We start from the raw sequence: 19101 nt of genomic DNA, 5'->3' as shown, positions 1-19101 counted from the left end.
ACCAACCCCCGCTCATCCGCGCAGCTCGCTCGCCATCCAGGGATCCGCCGCTGCCTGTCGAATGAAATCAGGCGCTAGCCCCGCCTGAAGGATGAGACTCGGGCTCCATCGGAGCCAGGGAGTATTCGTCATGATCTCCATTCGTGCTCTTTTGCTCTGTACCTTGCCGGGCCTTGTGCTGTTGGGCGTGTCGCCGACGGTTCGGGCGGCAGGTGAGAGTGAACCGATCAATCAGGAGGCGGTGCAGTTATCGCCTCAAACCCAGAACGGCGTGTCTTACCTGGTGGGAGGCATCGGCCAGGATGAGAGCCAGGCATTACAGCAAACCCGTGGTTACAACCTGCACATTGTTGCGACTGTGGGCCCCAAGGGCGAGTATGTGCCCGATGCGGACATCACGATCAACAAGGCTGGCGGGGAGTCGGTACTGTCGCTGACCCAGGTCGGGCCGATGCTGTACGTGAAGTTGCCCGCAGGCAAGTACGAGGTTGTCAGCCATCGTAATGGTCGCGAGAACCGGCAGAGTGTTGTCCTGAATGGCGAGGCCAGCCAGACAGTGAATGTGAACTGGCGCGACGAACAATAAGTCTTGCAGGAGCCGGCAAGGGGCCGTGTTCAAGAAATTACCCATCAGGGGGGTGCCAAATCCCCGCCTTGCGAATAGTCTGCGCACAAAGGGAATCCCCTGAAACACAGATTTGGACACGAGGTCGGAAGATGGGCAAGTTGCGAGTCGGGATTATTTTCGGTGGGCTGGGGGCGGAGCATGAGGTGTCGCTGCAATCGGCGCGTAATGTGGTCGATGCACTGGACCGCGAGCGTTTCGAGCCGATCCTGATCGGTATCGACAAGCAGGGCCACTGGCACCTCAACGACAGCTCCAACTACCTGATCAACGCCGAAAACCCGGCGCTTATCGCCTTGAACCAATCCAATCGCGAACTGGCCGTGGTACCCGGCAAGTCCAGCCAGCAGTTGGTGGACACCAGCAGCCAGGCGCTGCTGGAGCAGGTCGATGTGATCTTCCCCATCGTCCACGGCACCCTCGGCGAAGACGGTTGCCTGCAAGGCTTGCTGCGCATGACCGACCTGCCCTTTGTCGGCTCCGACGTGCTCGGCTCGGCGGTGTGCATGGACAAGGACGTGAGCAAGCGCCTGTTGCGCGATGCCGGGCTGGCGGTGACCCCCTTTATCAGCGTGAACCGGGCCACCGCCGCGCGGCTCGGCTTCGAGGCCGCACAGGCGAAGCTGGGCTTGCCACTGTTCATCAAACCGGCGAACCAGGGCTCGTCGGTGGGCGTGAGCAAGGTGGAGACCGCCGAGGAGTATCAGGCCGCCTTGGCCCTGGCGCTGAGCTTTGACGAAAAGGTCTTGATCGAATCGGCGGTCAGCGGGCGGGAGATCGAATGCGCGATCCTCGGCAACGACCAACCGATTGCCAGCGGTTGCGGCGAGATCGTCGTGCGCAGCGGCTTCTACTCCTACGACAGTAAATACATTGATGAGCAGGCCGCCGAAGTGGTGGTGCCGGCGGCGATCAGCGAAGAGGACAACGAGCGCATTCGCGCACAGGCCATCGAGGCGTTCCAGGTGCTGGGCTGCGCCGGGTTGGCGCGGGTCGATGTGTTTCTTACCACTGGCGGCGAAGTGCTGATCAACGAGGTCAACTCGTTGCCCGGCTTTACCCGCATCAGCATGTACCCCAAGCTCTGGCAGGCGGCGGGCATGAGCTATAGCGAGCTGGTAAGCCGCTTGATCGAACTGGCGCTGGAGCGGCATGCGGCGCGCAGGAGTCTGAAGAACAGCCGTTAAAAGGCCCGTGGAAGAGCCCTGGTTTCAGGCTCCGGATCTGGACGGGTCGAGATGGTCCAGGTCCGGCCGATGCCAGGGGTCAATGTGCGTCATCAGGTTCAGGACCCGATGGCGCAGCATGACATTTTCACGCGCGGCCACGGCAATCGCATGCCCTTCTTCAACGGAAATAGAAGCCTCGACTTCGATATGTGCATCGACCGCGAGCATGTCGCCCATCTTGCGTGTGCGTACATCGTGCACGCCCTTGATGCCGGGGGTTTCCAGCAGCGTGGTGCGAATGGACGCGACCTCTTCTTCATCGGCGGCGCTGTCCATCAGGTCGTTCAAGGCATTCCAGCCGAACGACCAGCCCATCCTGGCAATCATGCCGCCGACCACCAGTGCGGCAATCGGATCAAGAATCGGGTAGCCCGCCAGGTTGCCGACAATCCCGACACCGACCACCAGTGACGAGGCCGCATCCGAGCGTGCATGCCAGGCATTGGCAATCAACAGGCTCGACTTCACCTTCTTCGCCACGGCGAGCATGTAGCGAAACAGCAGTTCCTTGGTCACCAGCGCGGCGCCCGCCACCCATAGCGCGGTGATGTGTACTTTCTGGATGGATTCCGGGGTTTGCAGCTTGAGCACGGCCGAACCGATCATGCCGATGCCCACGGCCAGCAGCAGCAGGCCGAGGATCATCGAGGCGGCGGTTTCAAAGCGCAGGTGTCCATAGGGATGGCCTTCGTCGGCGTCCTGCTTGCTTTTATGGCCGGCGAACAACACCACAAAGTCGGCAATCAAATCCGACAGGGAATGAATACCGTCGGCGATCAGGCCTTGGGATTTCGACAGGATACCGACGATGATCTGAATGCAGGACAACGCCAGGTTGACCCCGACACTGACCCAGGTACAACGGGACGCCGCTGCCGCACGTTCGGCAGGACTGTAGCGTTCGTCCTCGTGTTCGTCGGAGAACTGTTCATCGTTCATTAGAAACTTCTTCCCTTATTTGCAAATGACTCTCAGCCCGCGGCGCACCAGGCTAGTCGACTAACCAGGTGTGGGTTCTGAGGTCATTGGCAATCATTGGCGTTCGCCTTGAAATAGACGAGTTCAAGGGATAAAGCATACTCAAAAGTTGAAGGGGATACACAGGCTATTTAAATAATCAGGGCGATTGAAAATTTGTTTCGTCTGCATATTGCTTATGTTCTTAAATGCGAATCTTAATGTTTAATCGTGTCGTGTTCGAAGGCACTTGTATTGACGCCAATAGTGGCGGGATATTGATGGCTGGCGAGTAGAAAAGAGCAGGGGAAGCGTGGCTTCCCCTGGCGATGTATGGAATCAGTTGGTGGCGACCCGATCGGTTTCACCGGTGGTCACCAAGGCTTTGAGCGAGGCATCGAATTGCTTCAGGGCGTTGACCTGCAAATCGCGTTGCTGGTTGATTTGCGCGGCAATCTCCGGCGCGGCCTTGCCATGGACCCAGACCGAAGGCAGTTCCTTGCCACCGAAGCCTTCGGCCTTGCCGATGTACTGCAGGTTCGAGTCGTAGAACGTGGCGACGAAACGCGCTTCGAACTGGCTGTTGCGTTTGGTCACCAGACGGCTGTAGGTGTCGAGCATCACCACCACGTCAGGACGGGCCTTTACCAGCGCGTCGAGGTTGTCGTAGACGGTCACCGAGCTGAACTGTTTCTGCAGCGAGCCCATGAGCCAGTCGATGGCCAGCTTCGGATCTGAGCTGTTGACGAAGGCGTCGCTGATACGCGGGTCCAGTGCCGCATTCTTCGCACCGCTCAGCGCAACGCTATGGTAGCGCTCAAGGTACTGGAGGGTGCTGACTGTGTTTTCACTGTAAAGCACCCCCACCGATTGGGCGTGCTTGAGGCTGGCGGCACTGTCGGCCACCGGCAGGAAATGGCAGGATTGATCGTCCGCCGCGTAGGCTGGGACGGTAGCGACGAAGCCGCCGGTCAATACGGCGACAAGAGCCAGCAAGGTAGAAATTCTCATCGCGCGTTTTCCTTCTGAAGTCGGTTCGGCATGACGCTATCCTCCTCCTTTGACAGAAAAACTGAACTTGCATTCCTTGATGGTTACTATCAACTGAACGAATGATAGGCGGCCTTGCCTTGTAGTGTAGCCGTCAATGGGGCGTCGTATTGAGCGCGCCACCCCAATATTTAAAATGTCATCTCATTCCGTTGGCGCGTACTGCATCTCGCCGTTGCCGAACGACCAGTCCTCGCGTTTTACATCGATCAGGTTGATCCACACGTCCTCTTTACGCAGCCCGGTCCTAGTATGAATCCCCTCGGCGATCGCCCTGTAGAACGCCTTCTTGACCGCAATCGTTCGTCCGGCATTCCAGGTGACCTGGATAAACACGATGTTCGGCGTATAGGTAATACCGAGGTAGCCGTCAGCGGGATAGACCAACTCATCCTTGGCATGGCGGTTGATAACTTGAAATTTGTCGTGCTCAGGCACATTGGCGGTATGGACCATGGCCAGGTAAACCACATCGCTGATGGTGGCAATGGTTTCAGGAGCGGTGTCGGCGGCCACATCGATTCTGACTAAAGGCATGGGTCAATCCTTTTGAGTAGGTTGGCGGTACGGCCAGGCGTTCAACGGCACGTGTCACGAAGCTAGGCCGGAGCGGTGGATTCATCAAGCACTTCGTCCGTCGGTCTGCCCGGCAAAAGCCTGTTGTGTTGTACGATGACTGACGATATGGTCGGCAGCGAAAACCGCCCATGTGCCCATAACAACAAGGAAATACCCCATGACAAGAATCAAGCTGCTTATTGGTTTCCTGTGCCTCTTCAGTGGCTACGTAGCCGCAGCCCCTTCGACGGGAGAGAAGGAGGTTGCCGCCGCAGTGGATCACCTGACCCAGGCCATGTTGACCAGGGATATCCCTGAGTTGAAAGCCCTGACCTCCGAGAACCTGACCTACGGGCATTCCAGCGGGAAGGTGCAGGGCAAGAAGGACTTTATCGGTGATATCGAAACAGGGAAAAGCGCGTTCAAGACGCTGGAGATGCAGAACCAGACCATCACCCTGTCAGGTGACGTGGCGTTCGTCCGCCATCACTTTTCGGGACAGGCGATCAAGGGCAGCGAGTTGATTCCCACTGAGATCGAGAACTTCCAAGTCTGGCAGAAGCAGCACGGCAAGTGGTTGCTGGTTGGCCGGCAGGCTTTTCATCTCTGACATATGAGTCATAGAGGGGAGCCTATCGAGTCGGCGCTGAACATGGCCAACGTTTCGCGCTGACGACAGGCTCTGCTGGCTATGGGAAAGCAAACTGTTTCAGTGCCGCCATCATGGCGATAACCAGGGCCGCAAGTCCCACAGCAGTAGTCCATTGAGCTTGCGGTGTATCGGCGAACCATGAGCCCTTGGCTGGGTATTTACCTCGCGTCAGCAACTTCACGACGGGCCAGCCGACGGGAAAGCAGATGGCGCGAACAATTACTTCGGTCAGCATATCGTCGAGCAGGTTCATACGTCCTTGTACCTGGTAAGAGCATCAATGCCTGGAGTCTACAAGTTCACCCTTGAATGCGCACTGATCGCCGCCAATCGGGCTTCAATTGCCGCAGCCTCTTCCCGCAAGGCTTCCTCAAACAGGCTGACCAGCCTGGAAGCCGGGCGGTGCAAAGGTTTGATCAGGCTGACGGTAAAGGGGATCGAAACGGTGAAGGGGCGGATCTCCAGGCCTTGCCCGACGAAGTCCAGGGCTGTCAGCGGGTTGACGATGGCCAGGCCGACACGCTCGCGAACCATAGCGCAGACCGAAGCGGCACTGTGGGTCTCCAGCACCCTGTGTCGCTCGACCTGGGCTTGTCGGAAAATTTCGTCTATCTGTTGCCGGTAGCTATCGAGGCTGGACAAGCTGATAAAGGGTTTCAAGGCAAAGTCTTCAGGTGCCAGAACCGATTTTTCCAAAAGCGGATGGCCAGTCGGTAAGACGCAGACTTCATCCACCGTCATCAAGGGGGACAGCTCTGTCCCCGGCGGCGCATTCGCCACTTCGGTCAGCCCCAGGTCGTAGCGCTGCGCCGACAGCCACTCCTCCAGCAACGGTGATTCCTGCTGCGTGATGCTCATGCTCGCTTTGGGGAACTGCGTAACGAAACGCTGGCACGCCTTGGGCAGCAAGGATTGCGAGAACACCGGCAGGCAGGCAATCGATAGCTGGCCCTGCTCGAACTCGCGCAATGACGCCGCTGTATTGAGAATCCGCCCCAAGCCGAAGTAGGCCCGTTGCACCTCCTCGAACAGCGAGAGGGCCTGTGCCGTCGGTCGCAGGCGGCCGCGCACGCGATCAAACAGTTTGAGTTGAGTCAGTTGCTCAAAACGCGCCAGTTCGCGACTGACCGTCGGTTGGGAGGTATGCAACATGGCCGCGGCCTCCGTCACGCTGCCGCTAGTCATCACGGCCCTGAACACTTCTATATGGCGCAACGTGGCTGACATGGATCTGCTCACCGATTTCGAAAGCCATATCATAAATGAATGATCTTTCTGAATATTGATATTTTATGATTGAGTCTTGTTTCGTCATCATGCCGCCGACTGCGCGATAGCCCCTTGCTGCGCGCGCATTGCTTGCCTGAGACCTGCTGATATGAAAACCCTCGCTGACAACTTGCTGTTGCAACTGGCCGAGCAACATGGCACTCCTTTGTGGGTGTATGACGGTCGCTTGATTCAAGAGCGCATCCGGCAGCTTTGCGCATTTGACACAGTGCGTTTTGCCCAGAAAGCCTGTTCCAACCTCCATATTTTGCGTTTGATGCGCGAGGCCGGGGCGAGGGTGGATGCGGTTTCTCTCGGCGAGATCGAGCGGGCGTTGCAGGCCGGATTCAGTACCGATTCTGTGGCGGGAGCGGCAGGTATCGTGTTTACGGCCGATGTGTTTGATCGGGCCACTTTGCAGCGAGTAGTGGAGACGCAGGTCGAGGTCAATATCGGCTCCATTGACATGCTGCATCAACTGGGGCCGCTTTCCTCCGGCCACCGCGTATGGCTGCGGATCAACCCGGGCTTCGGTCACGGGCACAGCCGCAAGACCAATACCGGCGGCGAAAACAGTAAACATGGGATCTGGCACACCCGGTTGGACGAAGCCCTGAGGCTGGTTCGGGACTACGGCCTGCATCTGGTGGGCCTACATATGCACATCGGCTCCGGGGTGGATTACCAGCATCTGCAGCAAGTGTGCAGCACCATGGCGGAATTGGTCGTGGGCCTGGATCAGGATATCGAGGCCATTTCAGCTGGTGGCGGATTGTCAGTGCCCTACCGGGCGGGCGAACAGCCTGTGGATGTCGATCATTACTTTGCCCAGTGGGACCACGCCCGCAAGCAGATTGAACGCCATCTGGGCCACCCGGTTCGCCTGGAAATCGAGCCGGGGCGCTTCCTGGTGGCAGAGGCCGGTGTGCTGGTATCGGAAGTGCGTGCCACCAAGCCAATGGGCGGTAACCATTTCACCCTGGTCGATGCCGGCTTCAATGACCTGATGCGCCCCTCGCTGTACGGCAGTTATCACGAGATATCGTTGCTGACCCGGCGCGATCAGCCATTGCCTATGCGGGCGACGGTTGTGGCCGGACCTCTTTGCGAGTCCGGCGACGTCTTCACCCAGTCTGAAGGTGGGATCGTCGAGTCTCGCCTGTTGCCCAGTGCCGAGGTCGGCGATTATCTGGTTTTCCATACCGCTGGCGCTTACGGCGCCTCCATGTCTTCCAACTACAACAGCCGTACCCAGGCGGCGGAGGTGTTGGTGACGGGTAGCGAGCATCGTCTGATCAGGAAGCGCCAGACGCTGAGTGCGCTGTTGCTGCTTGAAGAAGACGACTGACAAGGCGGAGAGCGGGAGTTGGCCCCACTCGCCCGCCGACACTGCGGGTGAGTGGGATTGCCGACCTGGGGAGGTGCTCGCCTGGCCCGCCACTAGGCGTCCGACGAAGCGAACACACGCAGTCGATGACCGTCCGGATCAAGGGCGACAAAGGTATAGCCGAAATCCATCTCTACCGGTGTCTGGAGAATGCTCAGCCCCTTGGCGAGCCACGCTTGATAGGTTGACTCAACCAGCGATTTTTCCGCGACGGAGAACGCCACTTCTCCTGCAACCCCGATGTCGGCGACCCGTGGTTCCACCGTGTGCTTCGACCAAAGACCCAACATGACCCCGGAGCCCAAGGCGAACATCGCAAACGTGGCCGAAGCCTCTATCGCCGCGCTACCGAACAAATCGGCGTAGAAGCGGGCGCTGGCTTCCGGGCTGTCGACATACAAGATGAAAAAATTGGGCTTGATCATTGAAGGGCTCCTGGCCTGGGATGGAAGTGGTGCTATCAGCACAGTGCTGGCTGGCGCTTTCTATCCTACGCAGGCCCCTACCCATTTTTGTCAGCAGTCATCGCCTATTGGGGCCTGATTCCTTCCTGTAGACGCCAAGCCTTCAGCAGTGCCTGGCGTCGGCGCGGATATCGCTCCTGGGCCACCTTGAATTCGGTTATCCGGTCACTGCGGAAATGCCGAAAGCCCTCACGCAGTTCGCACCAGGCCACCAGTACGCGGGCTTCATCAAAATAACCCAGAGCAAACGGCCAGATGATTCGGCAGGACTGTTCGCCTTTCAAGTCCTGGTAGACGATGTCCACTTTCAGTTCTGCCCTGATCGCCTGGCGAATCAGCGGCTGCACAATGTCTACCGGCAACGGCGAGGTGCTGGGCCCGATGAGTAGCGCAGAGGCGTCCAGTTCGTCCCTCAGGCCCGATGGAAGGACCGCCGAAATTTTATCCAGGGCATTACGTGCTGCCCGACCCAGGCGTTCATCTGCACGCTCGACTACCCAGCGCGAACCCAGGACGAGGGCCTCTATCTCCTCCTCTGAAAACATCAGTGGCGGAAGTAGAAAGCCGGGGTGCAGCACAAACCCCAGTCCGGCTACCCCCTCGATATTTGCGCCTTGTTCCTTCAAGGTCCCGATGTCCCTGTAGAGGCTGCGCAAGGTGATGCCAAGCTCCTGGGCCAGCACTGCACCGGCCACCGGAAAGCGGTGGCACCGTAAAATCTGGATCAAGGCCAGGAGACGTTGGGAGCGCGACATTGAGGTGAGTTCAAAAAAGGTGATGCTTGAGAGAATTTCATATCAGAGAAGGCACTACAACCACCCTAGGTGGTGACCCATGCGCAGCTCGAACTCAAGGCCCAGTCCGGCGGCGCGTTCGCCCGGGCCTGACCGTCGAACGAGGCGATTCGTCTGGCAAGCCGGTCGACGAAACCATCCAGCTCGACATCCGGTAACGCACGATTGAGCCAGCCATAGCGTTCCGCCGTCAGCGCATCGAAGTCGTCGCCGCCGAGTATGGTTTTATATACATATAAACGTGTCAAAAGTTGAGACGGGGAGGGCGGAAGCCATTCATTTGCGGGCTTATTTTCGTATTCATGAAACTGCCCAAAGCAGGTGTTTAATTCGGTTTCGATGTCAAGTGACGAACGGGGTACAAACTTTACCTAGTCTTTACTTTGGCGCGTTGCGAATTCATCAAAAAGAACTGTCTGAAAGGTATGCCCGGGGATATTATTAAATCCGGTTCGGTGCAAATGCAGAGGACTTATCATGATTAGTCGACTCTCAAAAATGAAAGTAGCTGTCTTGCTTGTTGGCGTACTCGCCATTGCAGGGCAGGCTGATGCCCGGGGTGGGTACGGTTACGGCCACTATGGCTACGGCCACGGTTACGGCTGGGGTTGGGGCGGTCCGGCCCTGTTGGGTGCGGTGGTCGGCGGGCTCGTAGTGGGCTCGGTTGTCGCCAACTCCCAACCGGTTTACGTTCAACAGCCGGTTTACGTCCAGCCGCAGCCGGTGTATATCCAGCAACCGCCGCCGGTCTACTACCAGGCACCGCCTCCGGGCTACTACTACGCGCCACAACCGGTTCCGGCGCCCCGTTAAGTGCTCGCTGGTCACCGTGATGTTCTGAGTGATGCAGGTCCCACCTGAAAACGGGACCTGTTTGTTTGCGCGGCCAAAAGGCAGGACCCGGCTGACACCCTTGCGCCGTCGAGGCGTGGTCAAAATGGCGGGTGCGAGGGTGCAGGCATACTGCTATCGCCGTGCTGCATTTAATATGTCGCGCTGTTTTTTATATCATGTATCGTTTTATATACACAAAAAATAGCCGGAAGTTGGTGTTGGGTCGGTGAGTTCAATCCATTTATGAGGGGGGGTCTGCATTTTTGGAACTGCCGGGCGGCGGGGGAAAGTTTAAGGTAACAAATCGGATACAGAATTTACCAAGTATTTACTTTGGCGCGTGACGTATTCCCCAGGAAAAACGGTCTGATCAGTATTCCCGGAGCGTTTATTAAAATAGCCGGTTTGATGCAGAAAAGAGGATTTATCATGATGACTCCGCTCTCAAGAGCAAAAATAGCCGTCGTGCTCCTGGGCGTGCTCGCCGTCGCGGGGCAGGCTGAGGCCCGTGGTGGGTATGGTTTGGGGGCGGCCTTACTGGGTGGTGTGGTCGGCGCCGCGGTAGTGGGGACGGTCGTCGCCAACTCCCAGCCACCGGTTTACGTTCAACAGCCGGTCTACGTCCAGCCGCAGCCGGTGTACGTCCAGCAGCCGCAGCCGGTTTACTACCAGGCACCGCCACCCCCTCCGCCGCCGGGCTACTACTACCAGCCACAACCGGTTCCGATGCAACAATAGGGGCTTGTGGCTCATGGCCACTGGCGTGATGACTCGGATTGCGCTGTATAACGACAAACCCCGCCGAAGCGGGGTTTGTTGTTTTGACGGGCTTGAGCAGCGCTTAGGCGGTGACGCTGATGGTCTCGCCGATGCTCTGCCCGCTGCCGCTTACAGACGGTTTGGCCGAAGCGGTTGTGCTTTCGCTGTCGCTGCTGGTGCTGCTTTGTGCGGCGTGGCGGTGATGGTGCTTATGGGTTGCCGCGGTGCTGCTGGCGGTGGTGCTGGTGGTCGCGGATTGCGTAGCTGCCTGGTTCGCAGCGGTTGTCGCGGCCTGGGTGGTGGCGGTGGTGGGGGTTGAAATCGAAGCTGAGATTGCACCGATAGACATCGTGACCTCCGGAATATTGGGAAAGCCTGCGTGAGTCGGAACGAGAGGCGCAGGTAGTCATTTGTAGTCTCTGAATTATTTGACCATTCAGAGGGGCCGGCTGCGGGAAAGTCCCGAAGCTGATCAGAGGTTAACACCACTACTTTGTCGGCTTTATCAGCGTAATGTCGGGTCTGTGTGGGGGTTTTTGTACACTGTTTAACTTGCTTTTGATCCTGCGTGCAGGTGCAAGCGAACATGAGTGAGTAGGCGGCCCGACATCGTGTGTCAGTGAGCGTTCAAGTTTCCTGAACGAGAAGTATGGCCCTTGTTATAACGGTCGTTATTTTCACGTAAGCCCTCCCTCCATGTGGCAATGACGATCTGTACCAGCCCCAGTTGGATGAACTGCTGTAGGGTCGATCCCGCCGAAGGTTCGGCTATCGGCGAAAACGTTCTTCAGGGAACACTGGCGTCATTGGCGCTCACCTTCAACCACAGGCTCAGCTCCGTCTTGAGGAGTTCGCCGTAGTTGTTCCTGAGCAGTACGTTGCGCAGATCTATCGGGTAGATGGGCGCGTCGCCATAGATGATTGTCTTGATTCCCTTGCCGTCGTAGCCTTGGCGGCGGGCCTGTTCGACCATGTCTGTGAACATGGCGGGAGCCACGAACAACGTGATATTGCCGAACCTGCTCGCCAGTTCGAACAGCTCGTCGGCCTTGAAGTCGCGGGACTCCGGGACGACATGGCGAGCGCCCCGACGCACATGGATCAGGCTGTAGAGTCCGGCGCAGTGAGACATGGTCGCGGCATACACCATGGCGTCGATCGGATCGACATCGGGCGTACAGTCTTGCGACATGGCCGTCATGTCACCGTGGCTCAGCATCACCCCCTGGGAGTGATCAGTGGGGCTGCAGGTGTAGAATAACCAGGCCACGTCATCGGCCTGACGCGGACAAGGCGTGTCCGGTGGCGAAGTGATTGATGTGAGTGCTCCCATGTCCTCTCGATCCAGCTCTCGACACTCCTGGGGCAGGGCTCCGGGCGCGAACACCTGGCCGCCATCGGTGAAAATCAGCCGAGACTGCGAGTTGCGCACGATCCAGCCGACTTCGACTGGGTGCAGCTTGCAGTTGATCGGCACCGCCACGGCACCGGCCCACCAGATGGCGTAGAGCAGTTCGAGGTATTCGCAACAGTTCTTCATGGACAGCGCGACACGGTCGCCGGGGGCAATGCCGTGCTCGTCGATCAGATACGCAGCTCGGTGCCGGACCAGAGCGACAAAGTCGCCATAGTTGGCGACTTGCTGCCGGCCCTCGAACAAGGCGGGATGCTTCGGGTAGCGAAGGCCGGCTTGGTCCAGCCAGTTGGCGATATTCATGCTCAGCACCTGTATGTCTGAAGGACCGAGGCAAAGTTGGCGAGCGCTATTGCGAGCACTTTGGGATGACTGTCCAGGCTGAGGTAGCCGTATCGGGTGTAATCGATCACCTCCCTTGCGCGGGTGGCAATCTCGATGCGTCGGTTCTCGAAAACTCTGCAAGACACGCCCATCAGGCTTTTTTCATAAGTGCCGTCGAAATGTGGACGGCTTATTTCAGCCATTCTCGACGCATTTCGTGCTTTCAGTTGTGAGGCTTTATTATCCTGGCGGTTGTTGAATTCAGCTGTTTTGTTCACGGCGAGCTCATCCATTGAGTGGGCGTTTTCAAAAGAACGGTGGTTGAAAGCGACGCTAGCGGGCTCATAACTTGATTTATTTAAAGTATTTGAGTGCTTATAGACAGTGATAAATTCGCCATTATTTATTGGCTTGTTGGTGTTTTGTTAGAGAATGGTCAATATCCATGACGTGATATTTTTTACCGTTTTTACCGAAAAACTAAGATCCAGACCGTTGTTTTTTTCACCGTACAACTAATCAGATGGTCATCTGTATGGTGGTTTTTTTTGAAATCTGTACCAAATTCTTTATTCGGTTCCTTCAATCTACACAGATAGGACGGTTACCTCGCTAGACAGGCGCTTCGTGAACAGATAAACACAGTAACGCTTCACCACGCCGAACACCGCCACGATCCGTGTCAGCGCGGTGTCGGTGCTGGTTTTCTGTGCGGGGAATTCGATAATCTAAATAATCAGGAAACAGGCGGCCAACTCATTTAAATAGATAAATCAATTAGACAAATAGGCCGCTAGCGCATGCTTTGCGCGATCTGCCTTGGGCTTAGCCATGCCATATCCTTGCGGCGACGTTGGGCGCTGGCTGGCAAGGAATACGTTTTTCAGGGACAAGGTCAAAGCCCCAGAGCATTACGGGCGCCCGGGGCTTTTTGTGGGGCTAATAGCAAGGGTTTTTGGATGGCAAAAAGGAGAGGGCATTTAGCCTGGTGCCCCCATCACACTGCTCTGTCAGCCCGGCACGGCTATTTCTTCAATCACAGAGTCTACCTGCCGCTGTGCCAGCTCGATCAGATGCACGATACCCATCGCCACCTTGCGGTTGGCACCTGTGAGGTTGTCGGCATTTTCATAGGCGGTGGCGGCAGCGGAGTCGAGGATCGAGCTGGCGTTGACCAGAGCGTCTTCGCGGCTTTGGGAGGTGGCTGGGTGTTTGTGCGGTGCTATCGAGCTGCGAGGCCTTGGTACGTGGCCTTCTGACTGTATGTAGTGAGCCAGGGCGCGGTCGACAGCTTGTGGGTCGATGGTTTCCATGCCGAGTGAGGCGGGTGGATTGGGCGTTACCTTGAACATGATGAATCTCCAATCAAATCGGTTGGAGCCGACACCATCGCTGCTAAACGATTTTGGGGTGGCAGCTGTACGCAGGTTAGCAGACCGGTCGATTGGAGAACCCGGCGCACCCGAAGGTGCCCTGCGCACAGCCACCATAAAAGGCAGGCAATAAAAAGCGCCTGACTAAAGGGGGCGCTGTGCGCCAATCGAATCCGAGCTGCTAAACCCGATCACTGCATTTGGCAGTGACGACTCAAGGCTAGCCAGCGAAATCGGCAGGCGCAACAGGTCGGAAGTTTCTAGGAAATTTCAGACGATGAAAAGAGATGTGTCTTGCTGGTCGAGGAAAAGCGCCGGGGGATAGAGTAAGAGCGCTTGGTTGGATGAGGGCTATCCGTCCAGTCATTGCGGTGAAGTGGTCAAAAATCAGGCGATTTACTGAGGAGTGAAGGTTGGAAGACAACGACTCTATACCAAAGGAATGGCGGATCACGTTGAACCAATTCATAAGCTTTCTGGTAAAGGTTGGCCGCTCAAGCTCTTGTCCGGTATGCCCCCACGATGGAGAGTGGAATTTCTATATCGACAAGTCCCTGGGAATGGGCGTTGAGTCCTGCATGATGATCACCAGGATGGATGGGATGTCACCAGAGGATTTGTTTTCTGAGCGAGTGGCGCATCCAACATTCTCGATGGAGTGCCCAAGCTGCGGCTACATGGCTTACACCAGCGTTAAAAAAGTTGTGGAGGGCTTGTCTGCCATGGAGAAAGAAAATGGGTGATGTCGTTTCTGGTCGCTGGGATGACAAGAAAGAGGGTTCGAGCAATACTGGTGGTGAGGAACCGCCTGGAGATCACCCCATGGAAGCGCGCGTAGCCGCACTGGAGAAAGCAATCCCTGAGATCAGGGAACGGCTTGCTCGCGTCGAGACAAAACTCGACAACGTTGAGAAAAACATGGCAACCAAGTCGGATGTGGAGGCTCTGCGCGGCTCAATCTCTACTGACGTTCAAAAAGTCGTCAGTGACTCGACTTGGCGCTTCGTACAAATCTCAGCTGTTCTCGCGGGGCTTGCCTTCACAGCAGCAAAATTCATTCACCCATAAATCCTGAACCTTGCCAAGCCAGGCCCCGTTCCGGGCCTTTTGTTTTTGCCTTCCTTGCTCATCACTTTTCTCCAGGCATAAAAAACGGCCTACATTTCGGTAAGTCGTTTTTAGTACTTGGTTATCACTGAAATAGCCCGCGACGTCTGTTTCACGCACTATCCCCCTCCCCATACTGCTGCTTCTGGAGCCCACCAAGGAAGCCAATATGGAACAGTATCGAATGCGGTCGCTCATGATCGTACTTGTACATCTCGTGGCATTCGTCCTCGTCAGCCTGGGTTTGCTGAGCCTGACGATGATGATGGCCTTGACTGGACGCTTATTCTTCTAGCTCAACCATTTGAAATGTCTGCGCTCAAAGTACTGATCAGCGCTTGCGCCTGGGCGTCGCGCTGCGCGGTGTAGAGCACGATTTCGCGAGAGGGCAGGGGCGGCAGGTCGATCCGCTGTGCCGCGTCGACGCAGCCGTTTGGAGCCATGCGCCCGACCATCGCGCCTATTCCGATGCCGGCGGCGACGGCTGCGCCGATGGCCAGAATCCCGCTGCCGACAAAGACCTCTTCCCAAGGGCGATTCTGTGTTTGTAGCACCGCCATCACCATGCTCCGCATGCCACAGGGCGCCGGTTGTATAGCCAGGGGTAAAGGTGCTCCGGGCGGCAGTTCGAAGTCGCGTGCAGCCATCCAGCTAAATCGTGCCGCGCCAATCACCTCACCGTCCTGGCGTCGGTTGTCGTGCCTCAGGATCAAGGCCACATCCAGCTTGCCCTGCTCGTAGTTCTCCAGCATGTCCCGGGAAGTGCCCAGGCTGAAGGCGACGATAACCTCCGGGTCGGTGTTCGCCATACGTCGCAGCCATAGGGTGAGATCGGCCCCGACAATGTGATGGCTGACGCCGACCCGCAGGGTGCGTTTCTGCTTGCCGAAGCAGTTCAGCGCTTGCTGGTAGTTATCCAGCAAATGCCGTGCGCTGGCCAAGAAAGTCTGCCCATGGGCAGATAGCGTTACCCGCCGCGGCGTGCGTTCCAGCAGCTTGCGCCCCAGGGTTTCTTCCAGCCGCTTTATCTTCAGGCTGATAGCTGCCTGGGTGCCGCCTATAACATCAGCGGCGCGGGTGAAGCTCTTGAGCTCCGCGACCAGGACAAACGCCTGGATAGCGTCGATGTCGGGCATTTTCATGGTTGAGCTGGAGGTCCTGTCTCGAAGGTAATGAAGTTACCATGGCCAGTGACACCTGTACCGAAGCCGGCTTTCGCTACCGTATGATTTACCTCGAGTCGGCGCTTATCCAGTCGGTCTTGGGCGGTAAATCCCTGCCATTTATCCCGGGCGGGCTTTCCTGGGACGCACGGCTTTTTCAGGCCGCCGAGACCTGCCTTTTTGAGATCGGGAGCGGCTTGCCCGGCCTGGCACTTTTCTCCAGGCATAAAAAAACGGCCTACCTTTCGGTAAGCCGTTTTTAGTACTTGGTGGTACACAGACATTTGAACTCGGTAGGTAAGCCGCTGTATTTGCTTATAATTTATGAGTTTTTGTTTTTAAGGGATACACCATGGGATACACGGTGCTGTCTGCTGAGGTGCTTTTGGCCTGGCTCCGTCCCGGCGAACAAGGCCGGAAAGAGCAGGGTTTGCTCCCGACGAACGGTAAACCTGTTTTGGCCGGAAGGCGCAAGTGTGTGAATCACCGCCACCCTCGGCTCAGTCCAAAAGTGGCCAGGCTGCCTGGCTCCCCACTCTTGAGGAGTCACTGGCCCCGCGTGGCATTTTCACCACACTGAGGCGTTCTTGCCATCACCTCCTGCCAGCGCCACCCCGGATCGGGGCAGTGGTCATTCATGGGGGTGTTTTCGCAACCGGCATCGGTGATCAGGGGAGGGGTGTTCTTACCCATTGTTTAAGCGGTCGGGTGGGAGGTGTTCTTACCCTGTCTGGAAGGCATCATTGCTGGCCACCGCCGAGAATGCCTGGGCTCCCATTTCGGTAGGGTGGGTGATGGAAAATGACTGCGACTCCGGTAGTTCGAGTAAGCGGCTACATGAGCATTTCACTGATGATTCGCCGAGGTTCCTCACCCTGTGAGATGGCCCGCGTAAGCCCTTGGTGAACTGGTCGAGTGCTTGCTCCTCGAATACCGCTATCGTCCAGGTAGGGCAGAACGAAAAAGCCCGGCGCGGGGCCGGGCTATTCCCAGAGGGCGCCGTTCCTTCAACTGGTCCGAGTGTAGGGCAGATGCTGGGCGGTCGTTAGCGAAAAGCCAGAGCGTGTCGTAATCGAATGCTGCTTGCCTGCAAGCGACATCGAGACTGGAGCAGGAACGAAAAGCCGGCACTGGCTTGGCTTTTCTATGGCAGATCAACTATCGCTGGCGGAAGAGGTAGCTCTTCTGAGGCAGCCCCATTGGATTGTGAGATCCATAATCTATAAGGGCGATGTGGTTTTCGTTGAATCTTTGGAAGTGCACGACGTAATTTGATGTTTGGTAGGCGCCTGCCGGATTTCTGGAGGCGTTCCACTTTGGGTAGCCGATGTGAACATGCCAAAGTTGATGCTTTTTCGCGTATGCAATTTTCACTGCGCGGCTAGGATCGGTGATGGGGACGTTATCGGAGGGGCCTTTTTTACCGATAAACGTTTTGAGGCCCTGTGCTTCGAAATGAAAAACAAAGTCCTCGATTAGGGTCTTTTCCTCGTCAGACAAGGTTTCGAATAGCGTTGAGAAATGTGCTCCGACCTCTACCTGGTTTGGCATTTATTATTGTTCTCGCGCATCCAGTCACGAAATTTCTCGCGCGTCATCCCTTCAGGCATTACGAATCTCTGCCCTTCCTCTACCGCCTTCCTCATCCTTACGAGGTCGAAATTGACCTCTTCTTCGGAGGTGTCGGGTTTGTGGGGGTGGTACTCGCGCTTCATGGTCTTGCCCTCTAGGGCTTGCTCTGGTGTTAAATCGATCTCAAGCCGCGATTAACGGCAGGGATTGAGAAATGTATAGCTTATGATCGCCCGCGCCACGATTTTGTTTACAGCATTTCGTGGCGCGCACGGAAATCTAGACCAACGGTACCCCATCAAAAAACGGGCCAACAGCGAGAATTTTTCCGATCAGGGCTATGCGTCCTGTACTTACAAATTTGCGTTCCGCCAGATTACTCGGCCTTCGCCCTGATGAGGACACCGGCCTTCAACTTTTCCGCGTGCCCCACCGGAAGCTGGCCGACACCTTGATCAGCTCCCGCGCCTCAACTCTAGAGCCGTTATAAACGTCGGTGGAGCCTGTCGCTTTCTGCCCGCTTTCTGAGCCTTGTTCTCGCCATCACGGTAAGCACGCAGGAACTCCCGGACGTCCGCCTTCAGCCAACAATGCCTGTTGCCCATTTTGAAACTCTTGGGTAGCCAATCCACGCCGCGGCGAATTCCCTCTCTGACCGACGCCTCAGTTCGGCCAAGCATCCTTCCCAGGCCGGCAACAAACACCACTTCACAGTCATCGTCCATAAGCGATCCTGATTCTGACGTTGGCTCACGTCGCACCTTGTGCCTTCAGTCGAGCCAGCCCCTGATTGATATGTCCGGCGTTTTCGCCGATCACGTCCAAGGCACCCGGAATATTGTCTCCGGCCTGGGTATGTCCCTGGCTTTCGACTAACAAGGTCCGCTCCAGTAAGGCGGCCTCCAAGGCGAGTTGGTTTTGATACATGCGTTCAAGGACATCAGGTAGAGAGTACTCAGCGGGAGGCATAGCCTCGACTCCATTCGAGAAAACGAAAGCGTAGCAGCGTTGCTCAATCGGAGGCATTCATAGGGGGGGGCGAATCGGGGTTGACTGGCCTCATTCATGGGGTTATTTCACAAACCGGCATTCGACCAGTGAAAAGCACTGCAATACCGTGGAAACCACAGTGGAAACCAGCGCCTGGAAACCATAACTTTTGATAACCAGCGCGCGGTCTGGTTCGCGCCTTGGCGGTTGCGAACCAGAAGTGCGAACCTGCTGGGGGTATGCACCCAGAATGCGTACCAGCCGTGCGTACTTGCTGTGCGCAATTACTGCGCAACCAAGCGCCGGGCCTTTGCTGGAGCAGGAATGTATACATGCTCGCGAGGGGGCATCGCGCGGCCCCGATCTGCAGCAACGCGCTCTGCTGTTACACCGGCTGTTACACGGCCCCAGTGCGTGAATATGCTGCGTGAACTGGTGCGTGAAACATTGGCGGGGGAAGGATTCGCGCACGGGCCAGGTGCGCGATAGGCGTGCGCGAAACACTGCGCGAAAATACGCCGGCCGTTGCTTGACTCGGGTCATTCATGCGGTATTTCCACAGCTGAGGGTTTTGATGATT

At 56.9% G+C, this 19101-nt stretch carries 22 protein-coding genes and 2 pseudogenes; 9 read left to right on the top strand and 15 right to left on the bottom strand.

Translation table 11 applies throughout. From position 1 onward, the window contains the following. Window positions 1–130: 130 nt before the first annotated feature. Window positions 131–586, top strand: coding sequence for a hypothetical protein (locus M5C56_RS22075; protein WP_103497541.1), 456 nt, complete (start codon window positions 131–133; stop codon window positions 584–586). Window positions 587–717: 131 nt separating this feature from the next. Further along, a complete protein-coding gene (gene ddlA / locus M5C56_RS22070) occupies window positions 718–1812 on the top strand; it encodes a D-alanine--D-alanine ligase (protein ID WP_103497540.1) in 1095 nt (364 codons plus the stop codon). A gap of 24 nt (window positions 1813–1836) precedes the next feature. Here the strand turns inward: ddlA and M5C56_RS22065 are convergent, their stop codons facing one another. The 3 genes from M5C56_RS22065 to M5C56_RS22055 form a co-directional block, all read right to left on the bottom strand. Next, the gene (locus M5C56_RS22065; RefSeq protein WP_103497539.1) at window positions 1837–2793 is read right to left on the bottom strand and encodes a cation diffusion facilitator family transporter; all 957 of its coding nucleotides are present in this window, start codon (window positions 2791–2793) and stop codon (window positions 1837–1839) included. 357 nt (window positions 2794–3150) lie between these two features. Then, window positions 3151–3822: an ATPase gene (locus tag M5C56_RS22060; RefSeq protein ID WP_103497538.1), complete on the bottom strand. Its 672-nt coding sequence runs from the start codon at window positions 3820–3822 to the stop codon at window positions 3151–3153. Between the two features lie 183 nt (window positions 3823–4005). Next, on the bottom strand, window positions 4006–4398 hold the full coding sequence (locus tag M5C56_RS22055; protein WP_103497537.1) for a tautomerase family protein: 393 nt from the start codon (window positions 4396–4398) through the stop codon (window positions 4006–4008). A 199-nt stretch (window positions 4399–4597) separates the two neighbouring features. Here M5C56_RS22055 and M5C56_RS22050 point away from each other — a divergent pair, with 199 nt between their 5' ends. Then, window positions 4598–5029, top strand: a complete 432-nt coding sequence (locus tag M5C56_RS22050) for a nuclear transport factor 2 family protein (protein ID WP_103497536.1) — start codon at window positions 4598–4600, stop codon at window positions 5027–5029. A gap of 79 nt (window positions 5030–5108) precedes the next feature. Here the strand turns inward: M5C56_RS22050 and M5C56_RS22045 are convergent, their stop codons facing one another. Both M5C56_RS22045 and M5C56_RS22040 read right to left on the bottom strand, forming a co-directional pair. Continuing rightward, on the bottom strand, window positions 5109–5324 hold the full coding sequence (locus M5C56_RS22045; RefSeq protein WP_103497535.1) for a hypothetical protein: 216 nt from the start codon (window positions 5322–5324) through the stop codon (window positions 5109–5111). Between the two features lie 38 nt (window positions 5325–5362). Next, window positions 5363–6298, bottom strand: a complete 936-nt coding sequence (locus M5C56_RS22040) for a LysR family transcriptional regulator (RefSeq protein ID WP_103497534.1) — start codon at window positions 6296–6298, stop codon at window positions 5363–5365. A 151-nt stretch (window positions 6299–6449) separates the two neighbouring features. Here M5C56_RS22040 and lysA point away from each other — a divergent pair, with 151 nt between their 5' ends. Next, window positions 6450–7688: a diaminopimelate decarboxylase gene (gene lysA, locus M5C56_RS22035; protein WP_103497533.1), complete on the top strand. Its 1239-nt coding sequence runs from the start codon at window positions 6450–6452 to the stop codon at window positions 7686–7688. Between the two features lie 92 nt (window positions 7689–7780). Here lysA and M5C56_RS22030 read toward each other — a convergent pair whose 3' ends face one another. The 3 genes from M5C56_RS22030 to M5C56_RS22020 form a co-directional block, all read right to left on the bottom strand. After that, window positions 7781–8152 carry a VOC family protein gene (locus tag M5C56_RS22030; protein WP_103497532.1) on the bottom strand — a complete coding sequence of 124 codons (372 nt, stop codon included), beginning with the start codon at window positions 8150–8152 and terminating at the stop codon, window positions 7781–7783. Window positions 8153–8256: 104 nt separating this feature from the next. Next, window positions 8257–8919, bottom strand: coding sequence for a YafY family protein (locus M5C56_RS22025; RefSeq protein WP_306110044.1), 663 nt, complete (start codon window positions 8917–8919; stop codon window positions 8257–8259). Between the two features lie 92 nt (window positions 8920–9011). Beyond that, a complete protein-coding gene (locus M5C56_RS22020; RefSeq protein ID WP_247263302.1) occupies window positions 9012–9233 on the bottom strand; it encodes a hypothetical protein in 222 nt (73 codons plus the stop codon). 229 nt (window positions 9234–9462) lie between these two features. On the opposite strand from M5C56_RS22020, the gene M5C56_RS22015 reads away from it, so the two are divergent. Next, window positions 9463–9798 (top strand): hypothetical protein, encoded by a 336-nt coding sequence (locus tag M5C56_RS22015; protein WP_103497530.1) that lies wholly within the window; start codon window positions 9463–9465, stop codon window positions 9796–9798. A 453-nt stretch (window positions 9799–10251) separates the two neighbouring features. Next, complete coding sequence (locus M5C56_RS22010) at window positions 10252–10557, top strand: hypothetical protein (protein ID WP_247263316.1); 306 nt, start codon at window positions 10252–10254, stop codon at window positions 10555–10557. Window positions 10558–10660: 103 nt separating this feature from the next. On the opposite strand, the gene M5C56_RS22005 is transcribed toward M5C56_RS22010, so the two are convergent. From M5C56_RS22005 to M5C56_RS21990, 4 genes and pseudogenes are all read right to left on the bottom strand, one after another. Then, window positions 10661–10927 (bottom strand): hypothetical protein, encoded by a 267-nt coding sequence (locus M5C56_RS22005; RefSeq protein WP_103497528.1) that lies wholly within the window; start codon window positions 10925–10927, stop codon window positions 10661–10663. Between the two features lie 531 nt (window positions 10928–11458). Further along, window positions 11459–12295, bottom strand: a pseudogene (locus M5C56_RS22000) (AMP-binding protein); the annotation flags it as partial. A gap of 2 nt (window positions 12296–12297) precedes the next feature. Further along, window positions 12298–12609: a hypothetical protein gene (locus M5C56_RS21995; RefSeq protein WP_103496934.1), complete on the bottom strand. Its 312-nt coding sequence runs from the start codon at window positions 12607–12609 to the stop codon at window positions 12298–12300. A gap of 717 nt (window positions 12610–13326) precedes the next feature. Next, on the bottom strand, window positions 13327–13668 hold the full coding sequence (locus M5C56_RS21990) for a hypothetical protein (RefSeq protein WP_103496932.1): 342 nt from the start codon (window positions 13666–13668) through the stop codon (window positions 13327–13329). 434 nt (window positions 13669–14102) lie between these two features. Between M5C56_RS21990 and M5C56_RS21985 the strand changes: the two genes are divergently transcribed. Both M5C56_RS21985 and M5C56_RS21980 read left to right on the top strand, forming a co-directional pair. Then, window positions 14103–14432 carry a hypothetical protein gene (locus M5C56_RS21985; RefSeq protein ID WP_103496931.1) on the top strand — a complete coding sequence of 110 codons (330 nt, stop codon included), beginning with the start codon at window positions 14103–14105 and terminating at the stop codon, window positions 14430–14432. Next, window positions 14425–14757, top strand: a complete 333-nt coding sequence (locus M5C56_RS21980; RefSeq protein ID WP_103496930.1) for a hypothetical protein — start codon at window positions 14425–14427, stop codon at window positions 14755–14757. The genes M5C56_RS21985 and M5C56_RS21980 overlap by 8 nt, the downstream gene beginning before the upstream one ends. A 335-nt stretch (window positions 14758–15092) precedes the next feature. On the opposite strand, the gene M5C56_RS21975 is transcribed toward M5C56_RS21980, so the two are convergent. Continuing rightward, complete coding sequence (locus M5C56_RS21975) at window positions 15093–15938, bottom strand: LysR family transcriptional regulator (protein ID WP_247263303.1); 846 nt, start codon at window positions 15936–15938, stop codon at window positions 15093–15095. Window positions 15939–15997: 59 nt separating this feature from the next. Here M5C56_RS21975 and M5C56_RS21970 point away from each other — a divergent pair. Then, window positions 15998–16129: pseudogene (locus M5C56_RS21970) on the top strand (AraC family transcriptional regulator); the annotation flags it as partial. A 988-nt stretch (window positions 16130–17117) separates the two neighbouring features. Here M5C56_RS21970 and M5C56_RS21965 read toward each other — a convergent pair. Both M5C56_RS21965 and M5C56_RS21955 read right to left on the bottom strand, forming a co-directional pair. After that, window positions 17118–17510, bottom strand: coding sequence for a hypothetical protein (locus tag M5C56_RS21965; protein WP_103496929.1), 393 nt, complete (start codon window positions 17508–17510; stop codon window positions 17118–17120). Window positions 17511–18281: 771 nt separating this feature from the next. Further along, a complete protein-coding gene (locus M5C56_RS21955) occupies window positions 18282–18500 on the bottom strand; it encodes a hypothetical protein (RefSeq protein ID WP_103496926.1) in 219 nt (72 codons plus the stop codon). Window positions 18501–19101: the final 601 nt, after the last annotated feature.

The organism is Pseudomonas sp. MWU13-2862 (genome assembly GCF_023242495.1).
Classification (GTDB): domain Bacteria; phylum Pseudomonadota; class Gammaproteobacteria; order Pseudomonadales; family Pseudomonadaceae; genus Aquipseudomonas; species Aquipseudomonas gingeri_D.
This window is presented reverse-complemented; position numbering and strand designations above follow the sequence as displayed.